We start from the raw sequence: 15,345 nt of genomic DNA on the forward strand, positions 1-15,345 counted from the left end.
TGGCAGCAGCAAAAAACTGCAAGGGCAACCTTGATGGTTGCCCTTGCAGAATCGGTTGGACGGGTAATCGCGATTAGGCCGAGAGTCTGCGACGAATCGCTCCGGCCGCGCCAAGCAATCCTGTTCCCAGAAGAACGATCGACGACGGTTCCGGAACCGGGCTGCCGCCAGAATCAAGGGTAATCGGTGCGGAGGTGATGCCGTCGTGCTTACCCTTCATCGTCACATAAAGCGCCTTCACCGACGCATCGTCCGCGCCCAGCATGAGATCGGAAGGCGCCGTCAATTGAACCTGCCACAGGAAGTTATAGACATCACCCGCGCCTCCGACGGCAAGACCTTTGGTGGTGCTCTCGGAGCAGAAGAAGCCACCGCCCTTGCCGGAGCATCCGCCTGCATCCAGTCCGCCGCTTTTGGTCGCGCCGAAGGTTGCGGGAGAGGACAAAAGCGAAACCGACGTGATGTCGGAGGTTTTGGCAACAATCTTCAAGGATACCGAGTTCAGCAGGTTGGTGCTGGTTCCGGTGTAACCGGTCGTGTCGACAGCAAGATTGACATCAAAGACGTTGGGGTTGGCGGTGGTGGTATAGGTCAGGGTGTAGGTCGACCCAAAGCAGTTTCCGCCTCCGCAATCGGGGCCAATGGTGCTCGCCTGCGCACGAAGGCCGAGACCGATGAGACAGATGCCCGCCGTGTAGATGATCTTCTTCAGCATATTGTTCTTATTCTCCTGAAGCAAAGGTTCCCTAAAGGTTTCCACCTCAAAGGAGCGACGGCATACATATAGCACCTTGAATGCCAAAGTCCCGCAATAGGCCATCGGCCTATATCCTCTTTGTTTTCCGCCAAAAATGGCCGCAACTGGGCAACGCGGGAGGAATGTCGCACACGATAGAGGGTAATGACTTGCATCCAAAGTGGAAAAAGTTTGCCATATTTATAAATAGTTTTGGGGATGCCCTCAGGTCCATCGACCCAGGAGCACCCCCAAAGAATCCAGACGGAATAGAGAGATCGGCTTAAATCTGCGAGTAGGGTGCCGGGCTGAGAATGAGGTTCGAGATGTTGCTCACAATCTGCTCGAAGGCATAGCGCGGATCGCTCGATAGCTTCTTCCATGCCGGGTCGCTGCTGAAGAGCTTCCACTTCTCGGTCAGGTCCGACAGCTCAGGATAGCTGAGCATGTAGGTCAGGTTGGGCATGCGCGGCCCGATCAGGGTGTCGCCATAGAAGACCTGGTCGAAGCCTGCCTTCTGGAAGATCTCGAACTCGCCCTTGTGGAACATCTCGACCTTGCGTACGTGGTCGGCGAAGCTGGGGCTCTCGTAGGTGCGAAGCTGAAAGACGCGCTTGCCGTGCTGCGCCGCCGAGGGTGGAGGCGTCAGTTTGGGATGGCCGGGGAAGGCGGAGAGCAGCGTGCTCTCAGTGCGGATAAACGCAGGGGCTGTGGCTGGCGCGCTCCAGAACGGCTCCGCCGCCTTCATAAAGGCTTCGTCCTCTGCCAGCCGCAACTCCAGATTCACCAGCGTCTCGAGATTGCTAGAGGGCATCAGCACGTAGAGCGTCGGGGTCTCCGGTCCGAGGTCGAGATGAAACGCGCCCACCGGCGCAATGCCCAGCCGGTTCAGCGCGGGAATCAGGGCGTCGGCCACGTAGCTGTCCGTCAGCTTCGTCTGCGGCCCGGTCTGCATGTGGTACTTGCGCAGTTGATAGTACTCGCGCGCACCGGCGGCAGGGGTCTGCGATTGTGCCTGATTCGCAAACGCGAGAGTGGAGGCGGCTAGGGACGAGGTCAAGAATTCACGCCGTTTCATTGAATCTCCTATGAATAGATTGCCCGCCAAAGCGGGACAAGAACGCACCTCGAAGCATACCGCGAACCGTGTGCCGGTGTCCGCTGGCTCGGTGTGGCTTTATGCTGGAGAGATGACGCGCCGCATTCCCGTCAGCCTTCTGCTCGCCTGTGCCTTGTTGCTCAGTGTCACGCGCGCTGCCTCCGCCATCGAGGTCAGGATCTCGTCGCAGGCGCTCGAGCGCACCCTGCGCGCCCAGCTCTTCAACGGCCCCGAGGGCCGCTACTACATGCGCGGCGATATCAAATCGGCCTGCTACGTCTACGCCGACTCGCCGCACGTCACCTTCATGCAGGACCGCATCGTCGTCCACGTGCACGCGCGGGCCAAGCTGGGAACCTCGGTCCACGGCGTCTGCATTGGCGTGTCGATGGACACCAACGCCGACGTCTCCATGGTCCCCGAGGCGCAGGAAGAGAGTATCGGCTTTCGCGACGCCCACATCGAGCACCTCAGCGAGTCGAAGGAGCTGAACTTTCTGCTGATACCGTTTCTCGATCGCAAGCTGCCCGATCAGATGAAGGTGAATGCCGCCGACCTGATGCGGCAACTGCTGAGCCAGTCGACCCAGACGACGGGCTATGCCTTCACGCTGAGTTCGCTGAAGCTGCACTCCCTGTTCGTCGAAGGCAAGATGCTGGTGCTCGACGCCGACGCCGGATTGAACGTGGACTGAAGCCGCGCGGCTATTGGGCTGCGGCGGGAGCGGGAACGCTGACCGGGGCTATCGGGGTTGCGAGAGCCGGAGTAGTAAGCGAAGGTGCTGGCGTCGCGTGATGGTGCAGTGAAGGTTCACCGTCTGCGGCCGGTTGCACCGCGGGTGCGGACGAATCGACCGTGTTGCCCTGGGTTGCGCCAATGTCCTGGATATCTCCCGGCAGCAACTCCCGTGGAGAGTCTTTCGGCGCCTTGAAGCGGCCGTCCGCCAGATACGCCACGATCATCCCGGCCGTGACCTGCGGGCTCAGCACAAACAGCGGCACCACATACTTCTTCGACTTCACCAGCGACTCCACCACGCCATTAATAGGATGGCTGCGGTGGATCGTACCCGGCACCTGCGGAATGACGAAGGTGGAAAAGTCCAGCTCCGGGTGCCGCTTCGCGTACTTCGTCAGCGAACGCGCCACCTGCTTGGGCGTGGTGATGCCCACATCGATAAAGAAGTTGCGGTGGATCGAGTGCGGATAGTAGACGTTCAGCAGCACCTTCGAGAAGTCCGCGCAGTTGTGGAAGAAGAGGTTGAAGTGGCTGGCGTTGCGGTTGTCATTGAACTCGGCGATAAAGCGCGCATCGGCCTCGGGCGTCGTCTCGATCTCGAAGCCGTAGATCGTGCGGTCGTACGAGGCGCCGATGAGCTGCGTCCAGTCGCCCCCGGGTGCCTCGCCCGCGTCCTTGCCTTCGCTGATGTCAGGAATAATGTCGATGAGGTGCTTGCGCCGGTAGGCATCGCGCAACTGCGCCTCCAGCTCCGGGTCTGCCGTAGTCGGAATGTCTTCGACCCGGTCCACCGCGTAGAGGTAGGAAACCAGCGGAATCGCCAGCCAGTCGTATCCAGCGACCCGGTGGTAGCGGCTGATGACGACGCCGAACTCGCCCGGACGGCAGGCGCGCAGCTGCGTCGGCGTCTCCGCGCAGATGTGGTTCAGATAGATCGCCGCGTGGCCAGTCGGATTGAATGCGCCAAAGGTGCCGTACGGCTCTTCCATCAGCAGCGCTGCGTCGGCATGGGCGCGCACACCGCCTGCAGCCGCGATCAACATTGCCAACGCCATCAGAACCAGACGTACCTGTTTCATCCAAACCTCTCCGTTCGCGGCGGTTCAGCGTGTTGGGACCACAGGCAGCTCCCCACACGCTTCCCTTGACGATTGGATGCAGGATGGGACGGCGGCTGCGTAATTCTCCCCGACGATTGCCGGGACAACAATATTTATCAGGGCCTAGCCGCCGACAACCTTGCGTCAGTGCAGGCTGGCTGGCGTAAATAGAGCCGATACCCTGCTCTATGATACCCAGCCCCTACCGGGAAGTTACGCTCGGCATCAAGCCGGTAGCAGCGGTCGAGAAGCGTCTCCAGGCCGGGCCACAGGCCAAGTTTGGCGTAGTGATAAGGCCCCGATGGAAACAGCCGAGGCATCACGACCATCACCTGCGGTGGATTCGCTTCAAGCTCCCGAAGAAACTCTCGGCGCAGGCCGATTTGAACCGCAGCCTGCTGCGCGGTCATGGTGCTTGGTGCGGCAAACAAAAACTCGTCGTAGACAAACCCCGTGCTCTGGACGAGCCCCATGCCATCGAGCGCCTCGATGCATCCATCGACCGTGTCCAGGCACTGCACCTTGCCGGAGAGCGCGTGGCCCCCCAATGCGCTCAAATCCTGTGTCAGCGATGCGACCTGTTCGCCCGGCCAGTGTTCGCGCAGGGCTCGCTCGAGCGAAAGCCCGGAGAGCACGGTGCCGAACAAAAGCCCCACGACGCCAGCGGTCCTGCGATAGCCGGGCAAACGGAGCGCGTGGGTAAACTCCACCGCCGCAAACAGAAACAGGAAGGCGGCGAAGGGGTAGCGATGGTCAGGGTAGCCCTTCGCCTGCACGAAGTAGGAGATCAGGCCATAGACCATGCCCGCGCCCAGAAAGATTCGCAGGCGGCGAAGCTCGCGACCGGCCTTTCGGAAAGCAGGATCAGTAAAGGCAAGCAACAGTGCAAGCACAAGCAGCGTCCCATGCGAGGCGGTGATGCAGCGCGTCAGCAGCGGCCAGAATGCCAGATGGCCCAGATGAGCGTGAAAGGGAAGATACACGGTGAGCGTCCGCCAGAACGCCGCCACCGCGTGCATACGCCACAGCCACACCAGCGCCGCCAGTGGCGCAATCAAAAGTCCACCGAGCACAATGCCCATCGAGCGCCATGAACTTCTCTGCGCCGCCGGAACGTCAGCCTCGGGAAGCAGCCACAGCAGCGGCAGCGCAACGATGGCCATAGGCTTGACCGTCGCCGCCACACCGATACAAAGCTATCCGCAGCGTCCGCCTGCCGCTTTGCGCCGCCAGCGCCAGCCCCACAAGCACCAGCACAACGATCAACAGATCGCGCTGGCCCGACTGCTCGACCCCATCGCGCGCATGAAAGCAGGCAAACAGCATGGCGGCAAACAGGCCCGCAAACCGGCTGTAAGGACGCGCAATCCGGTACATCGCGATGCCTGCCAGCGTCAGCAGCAGAAGGTCATACGCCCTCCACGCCAGCGCGGAGACGCCCAGCGTATGCGTCACCAGCCAGTCGAAGAAGTAGGAGCCGGGAAGGTTGTAGTCCTGAATATCGCGGTACGGTGTTAGGTGGTGCGCCATCAGAAAGTTCGCATAGCGAATCAGCGCCGCGTCATAGACGAACGGCCACCACAGCGTGCGCACGACCAACACCGCCAGCCCCACGGCAAGACCAACGGCGAGAACGGCTTTCAGTCGCTTCATGATGAGTTGGTAATGCGGTTACGAGGTCGGCGTCAGCTTGCGGCGTTCCGTCTCCAGATAGGTATACCGGATACGGTGAATCACCGTCGTCGTCGAGAAGAAGGCGAGCACCCAGAGCGCGGCCGCCATCACGCCCCAGTGGTTGCCCAGTGCGCCGAGGATCACGCAGACGATGCGCTCGGGCCGCTCCATGAATCCGACCTTGCAGTTTCCAATCAGCGCCTCGGCGCGGGCGCGGGTGTAGCTCACCATCAGCGATGCCGTCATGACGAACGCCACCAGACCCACATAAAACAGCCGGTTGCCGCGCGCATAAAAGACCAGCAGGCCGAAGAAGATCACCACGTCGGAGTAGCGGTCGATCACCGAATCGAAGAAGGCTCCGAAGACCGAGACCTGGTTGGTCTGCCGCGCCACCCGGCCATCGACCATGTCGAAGATTCCGGCACCGATGATAATCAGGCCCGCATAGAGAAACATGCGGTCGGCATTGCGCAGCCGGGCGAAGCCGAAGAACAGCGCGGCCACGATATTGATCAGCAGGCCGATGAAGGTGAGCGCGTTGGGTGAGATCCGGGTAAGTGCGAGACCGTTGACGATCTTCTGCAGCAGCCAGCCGCTGCCCTTGCCGAATGCACTTGTCCAGGTCAAAAAACTTGCCTCCAAAAGAATTGCTTACATCGTTGCCGCTGAAACATGGCCCGGCTGAGTTTACTCAGCGCTATCGTGAATGGTGAGCAGCTTCAAAATCTCCAGCTCGCGGTTGCCGTTCGGCGTGACCACCGTGGCCACATCGCCAACCTTTTTGCCCAGCAGGCAGCGCCCGATCGGCGAGGTCGTCGAGATCAACCCCTGCGCCACGTCGGACTCCTCGCTGGTGACCAGCTTGTACGTGATCTCTTCATTCTTGCTGGAGTCGAAGACCGTGACCGTCGCACCAAAGCCGACCTTGTCGTGCGGAATGTTGACGAGGTTGACCATGGCAAGCTCGCCCATCCGCTTCTTCAACTGGCCGAGGCGCGCATTGACGAAGACCTGGCGCTGCTTCGCCATGTGGTACTCGGCGTTCTCGCTCAGGTCGCCCAGCGCGACCGCCTTCTTGATCTCCGCGGGCAGCTCGGTGGTCAGCTCATATTCAAGATGCTTGATCTCTTCTTCGAGCCGTTTTTTTACATGTTCTGGCATGGGGCCTTCCAGGTCGCGCTGACATATTCGCAACATGATTGCGGCAGCGAGTTAAAAAATCCAAAGTTGATTATACGATGCGGTCAACACCGAGGGTACGCCGAGCGAACCCCATCGTCCAGCGCGAAGCAGAAAACAAAGCAGATAGCCCCAGCCACCGCTTCGCACTCACAAAACGTACATCATCTCGACCGCAGGCGGCACTTTTGCCGCCGCAGTGAAGAGAACCCCTGTCTTTCGTCTTTGCCTTCCCCGCCAATCCCACGGCAAATGCACGCCGTACCCGTAAAATAGTCGGAACACGGTGCGCCGAGACGCACCGCCGGAGGTCGCAGGCTTGAAGTTTCTGGGAACACTGCTGCTGCTCATTCTGATCGCCGTCGCCGTCGCAGGCTACGTCGTCTATGCCCCCTTCGGCCCGCGGACTGAGACCTTCGTCGATATCCCGCCCGGCACCGGAACCCCGGCCATCGCCGCTCTGCTCCAAAAGAACGGCATCGTCCGCAACCGCTACGGCTTCGACCTGCTGCGCCTGGCCAAACATGGCACGCTCAAGGCAGGCGAGTATCGTTTCGACCACGCCGCCCCCATGACCGAGGTCTATGCCCGCATGGTGCGCGGCGACGTCTACGTCGTCACCCTCAAGATTCCCGAGGGCTACAACATCTTCGACATCGCCCAGGCCGTCGCCGTCGCCGGGCTGGGATCGCGCGACGCCTTTCTCGCCGCCGAGCGCCAGCACACCGAGTTGATCGCCTGGCTGCCTCCGACCGGCAGGCTGCCGCAATCGCTAGAAGGCTACCTCTTTCCCGATACCTACACCTTCTCCCGCCACACCACCCCGGTCGAGATCCTCACCGTCATGGTGCACCGCTTCCGCCGCGCCGCCGCCCAGATCGGCCTCGACGGCCAGATGCAGCAGACCGTCATCATGGCCTCGCTGGTCGAAAAAGAGGTCAACCAAAACACGGAGCGCCCGCTGGTCGCCGGCGTCTTCGTCAACCGCATCGCCAAGGGAATGCCGCTCGCCACCGATCCCACCGTCATCTATGCGGCGCTGCTCGACGGCCGCTGGAGCGGTGTCATCCACGCCTCCGACCTGCAGGCCGACTCACCCTACAACACCTACAAGCACACAGGTCTGCCGCCCGGCCCCATCTGCAATCCCGGCATCGCATCGTTGCGCGCCGCCATGGCTCCGGCAGCGACCGACTATCTTTACTTTGTCAGCGACGCCGCGGGCCACAGCCGCTTCTCCACCGACCTGAAGGAGCACGCCGAGCAGGTCCAGGCCTACCGCGAGGCGCAAAAGAAGCAGACCCCCTGAGAGGACCTGATCTACACAAAAAGAAACGCAACCGCACTCCGCAACATCCAATCTGACGAACATAGAAATCCAAACCCACGCATTCGCGGCGGTACTCCTCTAGGCCAGAGTGCGTTCGCGTATAGATATACTTGAAGTTAGTGCCCATGAGTTTAAAGAAGACGGTAGCGGCGGGATTGATGAGCCTGGTTCCGGCGTTGACCGGATGCCTGACCCACACCCGCATCGTACCCCGCACCCACCTCGCCGAAATGGTGATCGGCACCTCGCTCGACCACCTGGTCAAGCAGGTCAACACCCAGTACGACGCCATTCAGACCATGAAGGCCACCGTCGAGATCTCCGCCACCACCGGCGGCTCCCTGCAAGGCCACGTCAACGAATATCCCAACTTCAGCGGCTACATCTTCATGCGCAAGCCGGAAGACCTGCGCCTCATCCTGCTCGTTCCTGTCCTGCGTAACCAGGCGATGGACATGGTGAGCGACGGCAAGAAATGGTCGCTCTGGATCCCTCCCAAGAACCGCGCCATGGAGGGCACCAGCCAGGTCACCAAGCCGTCGAAGAACGGCCTGGAGAACCTTCGCCCCGCGGTCATCTTCAACTCCCTGTTCATCCGCGGTCTGGGCCCGGACGAGCTCGCCTCGCTCACCACCGACGTTCGCATCGTGCAGGACCCGAAGAAGAAGAAGGACCTGATCGAAGAGCCTGACTATGAACTCCAGATCCTCTCGCAGCCCCAGGGCCAGACGGTGCACACGCAGCGCGTCATCCATATCAGCCGCGTCGACCTCGAGCCCTTCCAGCAGGATATCTATGATGCGGACGGCAAGGTCGAGACTCAGGCGGTCTACAGCAACTATCAGAAATACGGCGACATCTCCTTCCCGTCGAAGATCGTCATCACCCGTCCTCTGGACCAGTACAGCCTCACCGTCACCATCACCAAGATGACGCTGAACCAGACGATGGACAATGACCAGTTCGAAATGAAGATCCCCGACAATGTTCCCGTCCAGCACCTGAAGTAGAAGCCCGCACTTCCACCGTCGCCGCACAACAGCACGTCATCCCACCGCAGCCACGGACGGTTTGGAGTGGAGAGGCCCTGTATTTTCGCTGTGGCCGCATAGAAAATTCGCGGAGGCGGGTGTACGGTGAACGGGAGGATCTTTCATGCTGTCGATGCGTGCTATCTTCTCCGGGGCTATGTTGTTCGGCACTCTCACTCTTCAGGCAGCATCGGCGCAGAACGTTCCGGCCCCCAGCCAGTCTTCAGGGCAATCTTCGGCCACCGATGTTCCCACCCTCCACGTCACCTCGCGCCTGGTCTTCCTCGACGTCACCGTTCTCGACGCCAAGGGTCATCCCGTGGTGAAGGGACTGACCAAAGACGACTTCACCATCACGCAGGACAAGAGGCCGCAGAAGATCTTCTCCTTCGAGGCACCCGACGATCATGTCGTTGGCAGTAACAGCGCCGACGACAACCCCTCCGGCAAGGCTCCCGTCACCATCTTTGTGCTCGACCAGCTGAACTCCTCCTTCGAGCAGATGGCCTATATCCGCTACTGCGTCCACAAGTATCTGGCCAGTGAGCCGTCGCGACTGAAGGCCCCCGCCGAGGTCATGGTGCTGGGCAACGAGTCGCTCGAGATGGTGCAGGGCTACACCCGCAGCAAGCAGGAGCTGCTCTCGGCCGTCGACCATCTCCCCGCAGCGATCCCCTACAAGCTGAACGCTTCCTTCTTCAGCGAGCGGTTTCTGCAGTCGATCAACGGGCTGCGGCAGATCGCGCTCGAGAACACCGGCGTCCCCGGACGAAAGAACATCCTCTGGATCGGCCACGGCGGCCCCAGCCTCTATACCGCCGACCTCGACTGGAAGACAGCCGATACCGTCACCACCTACGTCCACAAGACCGCGAATCTGCTGGTCGATGCGCGCATGAGCCTGTTTCTTATCTATCCGGGGCTGGAGGTCGCGACCGGCCGCTCCTTCACCCCCAGAAGCGCGATGTCGGACCAGGACCAGATCGGCGACGACGATCCCTTTTCCGGCGACGTGAACTTCGGCGTCTTTGTGAATGAGACCGGCGGCCAGCTCTTCTACAACCGCAACGACCTCGACAAGCTGATCCGCACCTCGGTCGAGCTGGGCTCGCGCTACTACACGCTCACCTACCAGCCGCCCGAGAGCATCGCGGACGGGAAGTTCCTCCGCATCCGCGTCACCATGCGCAACCCCGCGCTGCAGGCGCTCACCAAGGCGGGCTACTTTTCGCCGGACAAGGGGCAGCCCACCGATCCCCGCGTCGACGCCCTCTACAACATCGCCGAGGCGGTACAGACCAACGTGCCCTTCACCGGCCTCGGTGTAACGGTGGAAAAGATCGTGCGGCACCACGACACCAACTCCGCCGAGTTCACGGTAGACGTGAGCATGAAAAACGCCGACTGGAAGCCCCGCGCCGACGGAGGGAGCGCCGTCGACGTTGGCTTTGCCGGGGCCGGCCTCTCCGGACGGCACTACGTGCTGTCCTCGAAGACGGAAGCCTTCACCATGACCAACAGCTCGCAGGACCTCGAACACCTGAAGACGCTGCAAGCGCACCTTACGATGACGCTTCGTATCCCTCGAAATACCCGATCGGTGCGAGTCGTCGTCGGCTCGTTGACGGGCGGACGCATCGGCTCGGTCGACATCGACCGCAGGATGATCGACACCGCTCCCGACCTCCCCACACCGGAGCCAAAGCTGCTGCCGCAGCCAGCAAAGCATCCGCTCCAATAGCGCATTTCTCTCGCAGGGGGAGCCGTCGTAAGGTAGCGCCGTCCTCTTTTGTTGTCCTTCCCGCAGGTTCTGTTGTCATTCCCGCAGGGAATCTGCGTTTCTCCTCGGCCCGCACAACGACACCTTCAGGGAAAACGCTTTAGCGCTACTTCCTGACACCCCTTGAAGCTTCACTTCGTTCGTGCCGTAACCTTCGGCAGCTCCAGCAGCCTCCCCACCAGCACCGAAAGCCGCTCGACATGCTCGGACAGCTCCTGAGCCAGCGCCCTGGCGTCGCCGCCGCTCCCACCTTCGGCCGCCAGATAAAGAATGTTCGTCATACTCTGCAGCGGGTTGTTGATCTTGTGGGCGAGATCGTTCGCCATGGCGGCGGCCGCAGCGGCGCTGGCCTGTTCCATCAACTTCTTCCGTTGCCGTAGCTGCCTTACTCCCATGGCGGCAAAGTTTGCGAGCACCTGCATCATGCGGGAGTCGTTGCTATCGAACGCCTCTGTTCTTCCATGCGCCATGATCCAGATGGTTCCGCGCGTCTCCTCGGTCTCCCACGGAAGCAGGATGCCGTCCGTCACCGTCGGCGCATCGACGCCCATCAGGTCGAAGAAGCGCTGGGTCACACGAAACAACTGTGGCCGTCCCCGCTCCAGGCAGACACCGCAGGCGCTGGGATAGCGGGGAAGCGTCGCGTTCAGGAAGCCTGAGTAGTTACCCGCGGTGGCGACCCAATGCCAGAAGTGCTCGTCGGTCTTTTCTGCCTGTTCTATGCTGATACCGGCGCTGTCGGCACCGCACAGATCGACCGCGACATTTACCAGCTCCTGCAGGATCGTATCGGGACTGGCGACAAAGGCCCGGGCCAGCCGATGCATCCCCTCAATCTGTGTCGCGACATCGCGCGTGTGCAGGCATCTCTGCGCAAACGCGGAGTCGCTCTCGAGGTCCAACACTTCAAGGCCAGTGTCCGCCGGGTTCAAAGCGATCACGCCCATCTCACCCTTTCTCATGCCGCTGCATCCTACTTGCTGAGTGCTCGCAGCGTCCTCATTCCCTGTAACTTCAGCTCAAGGCAAGGGGAGTAGTCTATTTTAGCGGCTTCGGGGAAGCTTCAAAGCCTGTCCGGCAAACTATCTGAAAAGGGGGCAGTATGCAACTTGGAATGGTGGGATTGGGAAGAATGGGAGCCAACATGGTCCGGCGGCTGACGCGCAAGAGCCACGAATGCGTCGTCTTCGACATGTCGACCAAAGCCGTCGACGAGCTGGCCAAGGAAGAAGGCGTCACCGGCTCCTCTTCGCTGGCGGACCTCGTAAGCAAGCTCGCCAAGCCCCGCGCCATCTGGCTGATGATCCCTGCCGGAGTCGTCGAAAGCGCCATCGCCGAGATCGCTCCTCATCTCGAATCGGGCGACATCCTGATCGACGGCGGCAACTCGTACTACATCGACGACATCCGCCGCGCTAAAGAGCTTGCCCCCAAAGGCATCAACTACGTCGATGTCGGAACCAGCGGCGGCGTCTGGGGACTCGATCGCGGCTACTGCATGATGATCGGCGGCCCGGAAGCGGCCGTGAAGCACCTCGATCCCATCTTCAAGTCCATCGCGCCCGGCATCGGCGACATCGACCGCACCCCCGGCTTCGACAAGGTCGGCGGCACCGCCGAGCAGGGTTATCTCCACTGCGGCGCGAACGGCGGTGGCCACTTCGTCAAGATGGTGCACAACGGCATCGAGTACGGCATCATGGCCGCCTACGCCGAGGGCCTCGGCATCCTCAAGGCCGCCAACATCGGCAAAGAGACCGGGGAAGTCGATGCGGAGACCACGCCGCTGCGCGACCCTGAAAACTATCAGTTCGACTTCAACCTCACCGAGGTCGCCGAGGTCTGGCGGCGCGGCAGCGTCATCGCATCGTGGCTGCTCGACCTCACCGCCTCCGCGCTCACCGAAGACCCCGCGCTGTCGAAGTTCGGCGGCCGCGTCTCCGACTCCGGCGAAGGCCGCTGGACGATAAAGGCCGCCATCGACGAGGGCGTACCCGCTCCTGTGCTGACCACTGCCCTCTATGAACGGTTCAGCTCACGCGGACAGGCGGACTTCTCCGACAAGCTGCTCTCGGCGATGCGCTACGAGTTCGGCGGCCACCTGGAAAAGCCAGCCGCAAAATAACTTTGCAACCATAAAAAGAGAGACCCACAAATATGGCTCCACAGCACTCCGATGCCCTTGTCTTCTTCGGCGCCACCGGCGATCTGGCCTACAAGAAGATCTTTCCGGCGCTGCAATCGATGGTCAAGCGCGGCACCCTCACCGTTCCCGTCATCGGAGTCGCCAAGGCCGGATGGAACCTCGATCAGCTTAAAGCCCGCGCCAAGGACAGCCTCGAACTGCACGGAGGCCTCGATCCCGACGCATGGCAGAAGCTCAGCAGCCTGCTGCGCTACGTCGATGGCGACTACGCCGACCCCGCCACCTTCGCCGCCGTGCGCAAAGAACTCGGCTCCGCCCAGTACCCCGCGCACTACCTCGCCATCCCGCCATCGCTCTTTGAAAAAGTAGTGGAGCAGCTGGTCAACTCCGGCTGCTCCAGGGGCGCGCGCATGATCGTCGAGAAGCCCTTCGGCCGCGACCTCGCCTCCGCGCAGGAGCTGAACCGCATCCTGCTCTCGGCCTTCCCCGAGAGCTCCATCTTCCGCATCGACCACTATCTCGCCAAAGGCGCCGTGCACAACATGGTCTCCTTTCGCTTCTCCAACTCTTTCCTCGAGCCGCTCTGGAACCGCAACTACATCGAGAGCGTCCAGCTCACCATGGCCGAGGACTTCGGTATACAGGGACGTGGCGCCTTCTACGACCAAACCGGAGCCATTCGCGATGTCGTGCAGAACCACATCTTCCAGGTGATGTGCAATCTCGCCATGGAGTGCCCGGCCTGTAACGACAGCGAATCCATGCGAAACGAGAAGGTCAAGGTACTCAAGGCCATCCCCACCCTCGAAGCGAAGGACCTTGTCCGCGGCCAGTTCGACGGCTACCTCAACGAGAAAGGCGTCGCGCCGAACTCCAAGGTCGAGACCTTCGCCGCGCTTAAGCTGGAGATAAAGTCGTGGCGCTGGGACGGCGTTCCCTTCTACATCCGCGCCGGAAAAAATCTGCCCGTCACCTGCATGGAGGTGATGGCGCGCTTCCGCAAGCCGCCCACCACCAACATTACCGAACCGGGCACGCCGCAGAACTACATGCGCTTCCGTGTCAGCCCGGAGATGACGGTCGCCATGGCGGTCTCTGTGACGTCTCCGACCGGCACCGGCAAACGCGCCGCCGTAGAGATGGTGGCCAGCCGCCATCCCCGCCCCAACGAGATGGAGGCCTACGAGCGCGTCCTTGGCGATGCCATGGCAGGCGACGCCACCCTCTTCGCCCGGCAGGACTACGTCGAAGAAGCCTGGCGCATCGTCGATCCCGTCCTCAAGGCCAACACCCCCCTCTACTCCTACGAGCCGCAGAGCTGGGGTCCGAGAGAGGTAGACCAAACCGTCATCCCTCCCGGCGGATGGGACAAACCCAGCGGCGATGAGCAGGAAGACTTCCGCATCGTCGGCCAGCCGAAGTAGCAGTTGCCTCTCTGTTTAAAACGGAAGCCGATGGCACCGATTAGAAAAGGGCAAGAGCAGCGGCAATACAGGGGTTTTTCCTCAAAGGAATAACGAGATTATAGGTTGACGTTACCCGCTTAGGACTTCGCCGCATCACGCTCAGGCATCGCGCCGGCATTCGAGAGCCGGCTTGATATCAATAACCGGCGTGCCGTCGATCGCCTCCAGCCCCTGCACCGCAAGCAGGCAGCCATCGACGCTCAGCACCTTTGCGAGATGCAGGCCTATCGGGTTGGGACGGTCCGGCGAGCGTGTCGCGAACACTCCCTTTACGGCGTTCCGCACATCGCCTCGCGGATGCACCTCGAGCACCGAGCGCTCGCCCTGATGCAGCCATGTGAAGATCCAGATCTCCTGTCCCGCCTCGATGCCATCGAGGCCCCGCACAAAAGCGGCATCGATCTCCAGCCGCGCATCCGGCGCGCCCTCGCTTCCCTGGCGCGGTGCACCCGCGCGCTCCTTCAACACGGAGCGCACATATCCGATCGGAGCGATGTCGAAGCTGTTCAATATATCCATAGACCTCTCTGCCTAAGCTCTTCCGATTATCCAGCGCTATGTCGCCCGACGTTGCGGCTCATCACCATAAACGGACTCTCCACAGACACGTAGAAACCCCACGATAAGAGAATGGCGGTTGGAAAATAGATGAGAAAGAAGACGGGATGGCTTACTTTGTTTTGCAAGACCGCAGCCGTAGCGAAAAGAACAGTGCCATGCACGAGGTAGAGACTATAAGAGATTCGGCCAAGGAACGTTGGGACAACGGAGCTGAGAGCACGGCTGGCCTTAACGGAGTTCAGCCCCAGCATCAGCAACCCTGCGGCCCCCAGTACCACCGGCATATCCCCGAGATGCCACAAGGGGCCCATACTCGCGATGCGGTGTCCGCCAAAATAAAGAAACAGCGAGACCAGCGCAAACAAGATATGCGGGACTGTTCCTTGCCGCCGATAGAGACCGTTCAGCATATCGAGGTTCTTCGCCAGCAGCACTCCAATAAGAAAGATGCCGACAAACTCGAATGTCACTAGAAATTGGTGCGGCCCATCGTACACACCCA

At 61.2% G+C, this 15,345-nt stretch carries 16 protein-coding genes; 6 read left to right on the forward strand and 10 right to left on the reverse strand.

The window, feature by feature from the left end; all coding sequences use genetic code 11:
* Window positions 1-73: 73 nt before the first annotated feature.
* Window positions 74-715: a PEP-CTERM sorting domain-containing protein gene (locus tag VMU57_RS14290; protein ID WP_325384547.1), complete on the reverse strand. Its 642-nt coding sequence runs from the start codon at window positions 713-715 to the stop codon at window positions 74-76.
* Between the two features lie 304 nt (window positions 716-1,019).
* Window positions 1,020-1,814, reverse strand: coding sequence for an NIPSNAP family protein (locus tag VMU57_RS14295; RefSeq protein WP_325384549.1), 795 nt, complete (start codon window positions 1,812-1,814; stop codon window positions 1,020-1,022).
* A 10-nt stretch (window positions 1,815-1,824) separates the two neighbouring features.
* On the opposite strand from VMU57_RS14295, the gene VMU57_RS14300 reads away from it, so the two are divergent.
* Window positions 1,825-2,529, forward strand: a complete 705-nt coding sequence (locus VMU57_RS14300) for a hypothetical protein (protein WP_325384551.1) — start codon at window positions 1,825-1,827, stop codon at window positions 2,527-2,529.
* Between the two features lie 10 nt (window positions 2,530-2,539).
* Here the strand turns inward: VMU57_RS14300 and VMU57_RS14305 are convergent, their stop codons facing one another.
* From VMU57_RS14305 to VMU57_RS14325, 5 genes are all read right to left on the reverse strand, one after another.
* Window positions 2,540-3,652, reverse strand: coding sequence for a hypothetical protein (locus VMU57_RS14305; protein ID WP_325384553.1), 1,113 nt, complete (start codon window positions 3,650-3,652; stop codon window positions 2,540-2,542).
* A gap of 137 nt (window positions 3,653-3,789) precedes the next feature.
* On the reverse strand, window positions 3,790-4,836 hold the full coding sequence (locus VMU57_RS14310) for a hypothetical protein (RefSeq protein WP_325384555.1): 1,047 nt from the start codon (window positions 4,834-4,836) through the stop codon (window positions 3,790-3,792).
* Window positions 4,790-5,326, reverse strand: coding sequence for a hypothetical protein (locus VMU57_RS14315; RefSeq protein WP_325384557.1), 537 nt, complete (start codon window positions 5,324-5,326; stop codon window positions 4,790-4,792). Before VMU57_RS14315 ends, VMU57_RS14310 begins: the two co-directional genes overlap by 47 nt.
* An 18-nt stretch (window positions 5,327-5,344) precedes the next feature.
* On the reverse strand, window positions 5,345-5,977 hold the full coding sequence (locus VMU57_RS14320; protein ID WP_325384559.1) for a CDP-alcohol phosphatidyltransferase family protein: 633 nt from the start codon (window positions 5,975-5,977) through the stop codon (window positions 5,345-5,347).
* A 60-nt stretch (window positions 5,978-6,037) separates the two neighbouring features.
* A complete protein-coding gene (locus tag VMU57_RS14325; RefSeq protein ID WP_325384561.1) occupies window positions 6,038-6,511 on the reverse strand; it encodes a transcription elongation factor GreA in 474 nt (157 codons plus the stop codon).
* 337 nt (window positions 6,512-6,848) lie between these two features.
* On the opposite strand from VMU57_RS14325, the gene mltG reads away from it, so the two are divergent.
* From mltG to VMU57_RS14340, 3 genes are all read left to right on the forward strand, one after another.
* A complete protein-coding gene (mltG, locus tag VMU57_RS14330; protein ID WP_325384563.1) occupies window positions 6,849-7,838 on the forward strand; it encodes an endolytic transglycosylase MltG in 990 nt (329 codons plus the stop codon).
* 146 nt (window positions 7,839-7,984) lie between these two features.
* Window positions 7,985-8,869: a LolA family protein gene (locus VMU57_RS14335; RefSeq protein WP_325384565.1), complete on the forward strand. Its 885-nt coding sequence runs from the start codon at window positions 7,985-7,987 to the stop codon at window positions 8,867-8,869.
* A gap of 145 nt (window positions 8,870-9,014) precedes the next feature.
* Entirely contained in the window at window positions 9,015-10,631 is a 1,617-nt protein-coding gene (locus VMU57_RS14340; protein ID WP_325384567.1) for a VWA domain-containing protein, read from the forward strand.
* 170 nt (window positions 10,632-10,801) lie between these two features.
* On the opposite strand, the gene VMU57_RS14345 is transcribed toward VMU57_RS14340, so the two are convergent.
* Window positions 10,802-11,632 carry a GAF domain-containing protein gene (locus tag VMU57_RS14345; RefSeq protein ID WP_325384569.1) on the reverse strand — a complete coding sequence of 277 codons (831 nt, stop codon included), beginning with the start codon at window positions 11,630-11,632 and terminating at the stop codon, window positions 10,802-10,804.
* 140 nt (window positions 11,633-11,772) lie between these two features.
* Here VMU57_RS14345 and gnd point away from each other — a divergent pair, with 140 nt between their 5' ends.
* Together gnd and zwf are read left to right on the forward strand one after the other, a co-directional pair.
* On the forward strand, window positions 11,773-12,795 hold the full coding sequence (gene gnd / locus VMU57_RS14350) for a phosphogluconate dehydrogenase (NAD(+)-dependent, decarboxylating) (RefSeq protein WP_325384571.1): 1,023 nt from the start codon (window positions 11,773-11,775) through the stop codon (window positions 12,793-12,795).
* A gap of 32 nt (window positions 12,796-12,827) precedes the next feature.
* Window positions 12,828-14,240 (forward strand): glucose-6-phosphate dehydrogenase, encoded by a 1,413-nt coding sequence (gene zwf / locus VMU57_RS14355; protein ID WP_325384573.1) that lies wholly within the window; start codon window positions 12,828-12,830, stop codon window positions 14,238-14,240.
* Between the two features lie 141 nt (window positions 14,241-14,381).
* Here zwf and tsaA read toward each other — a convergent pair whose 3' ends face one another.
* Entirely contained in the window at window positions 14,382-14,801 is a 420-nt protein-coding gene (gene tsaA / locus VMU57_RS14360; RefSeq protein ID WP_325384575.1) for a tRNA (N6-threonylcarbamoyladenosine(37)-N6)-methyltransferase TrmO, read from the reverse strand.
* 26 nt (window positions 14,802-14,827) lie between these two features.
* Window positions 14,828-15,345, reverse strand: a 518-nt coding sequence (locus tag VMU57_RS14365) for an acyltransferase family protein (RefSeq protein WP_325384577.1), incomplete at its 5' end; no start/stop codon positions are given.

This window comes from Edaphobacter sp., from assembly GCF_035532915.1.
Lineage (GTDB): Bacteria > Acidobacteriota > Terriglobia > Terriglobales > Acidobacteriaceae > Edaphobacter.

Excerpts from the sequence above, each read along its gene's own strand:
- VMU57_RS14290 (WP_325384547.1), bottom strand. The coding sequence starts at position 715 with ATGCTGAAGAAGATCATCTACACGGCGGGCATCTGTCTCATCGGTCTC.
- VMU57_RS14295 (WP_325384549.1), bottom strand. The coding sequence starts at position 1,814 with ATGAAACGGCGTGAATTCTTGACCTCGTCCCTAGCCGCCTCCACTCTC.
- VMU57_RS14300 (WP_325384551.1), top strand. The coding sequence starts at position 1,825 with ATGAATAGATTGCCCGCCAAAGCGGGACAAGAACGCACCTCGAAGCAT.
- VMU57_RS14305 (WP_325384553.1), bottom strand. The coding sequence starts at position 3,652 with ATGAAACAGGTACGTCTGGTTCTGATGGCGTTGGCAATGTTGATCGCG.
- VMU57_RS14310 (WP_325384555.1), bottom strand. The coding sequence starts at position 4,836 with ATGGCCATCGTTGCGCTGCCGCTGCTGTGGCTGCTTCCCGAGGCTGAC.
- VMU57_RS14315 (WP_325384557.1), bottom strand. The coding sequence starts at position 5,326 with ATGAAGCGACTGAAAGCCGTTCTCGCCGTTGGTCTTGCCGTGGGGCTG.
- VMU57_RS14325 (WP_325384561.1), bottom strand. The coding sequence starts at position 6,511 with ATGCCAGAACATGTAAAAAAACGGCTCGAAGAAGAGATCAAGCATCTT.
- VMU57_RS14335 (WP_325384565.1), top strand. The coding sequence starts at position 7,985 with ATGAGTTTAAAGAAGACGGTAGCGGCGGGATTGATGAGCCTGGTTCCG.
- VMU57_RS14340 (WP_325384567.1), top strand. The coding sequence starts at position 9,015 with ATGCTGTCGATGCGTGCTATCTTCTCCGGGGCTATGTTGTTCGGCACT.
- VMU57_RS14345 (WP_325384569.1), bottom strand. The coding sequence starts at position 11,632 with ATGAGAAAGGGTGAGATGGGCGTGATCGCTTTGAACCCGGCGGACACT.
- gnd (WP_325384571.1), top strand. The coding sequence starts at position 11,773 with ATGCAACTTGGAATGGTGGGATTGGGAAGAATGGGAGCCAACATGGTC.
- zwf (WP_325384573.1), top strand. The coding sequence starts at position 12,828 with ATGGCTCCACAGCACTCCGATGCCCTTGTCTTCTTCGGCGCCACCGGC.
- tsaA (WP_325384575.1), bottom strand. The coding sequence starts at position 14,801 with ATGGATATATTGAACAGCTTCGACATCGCTCCGATCGGATATGTGCGC.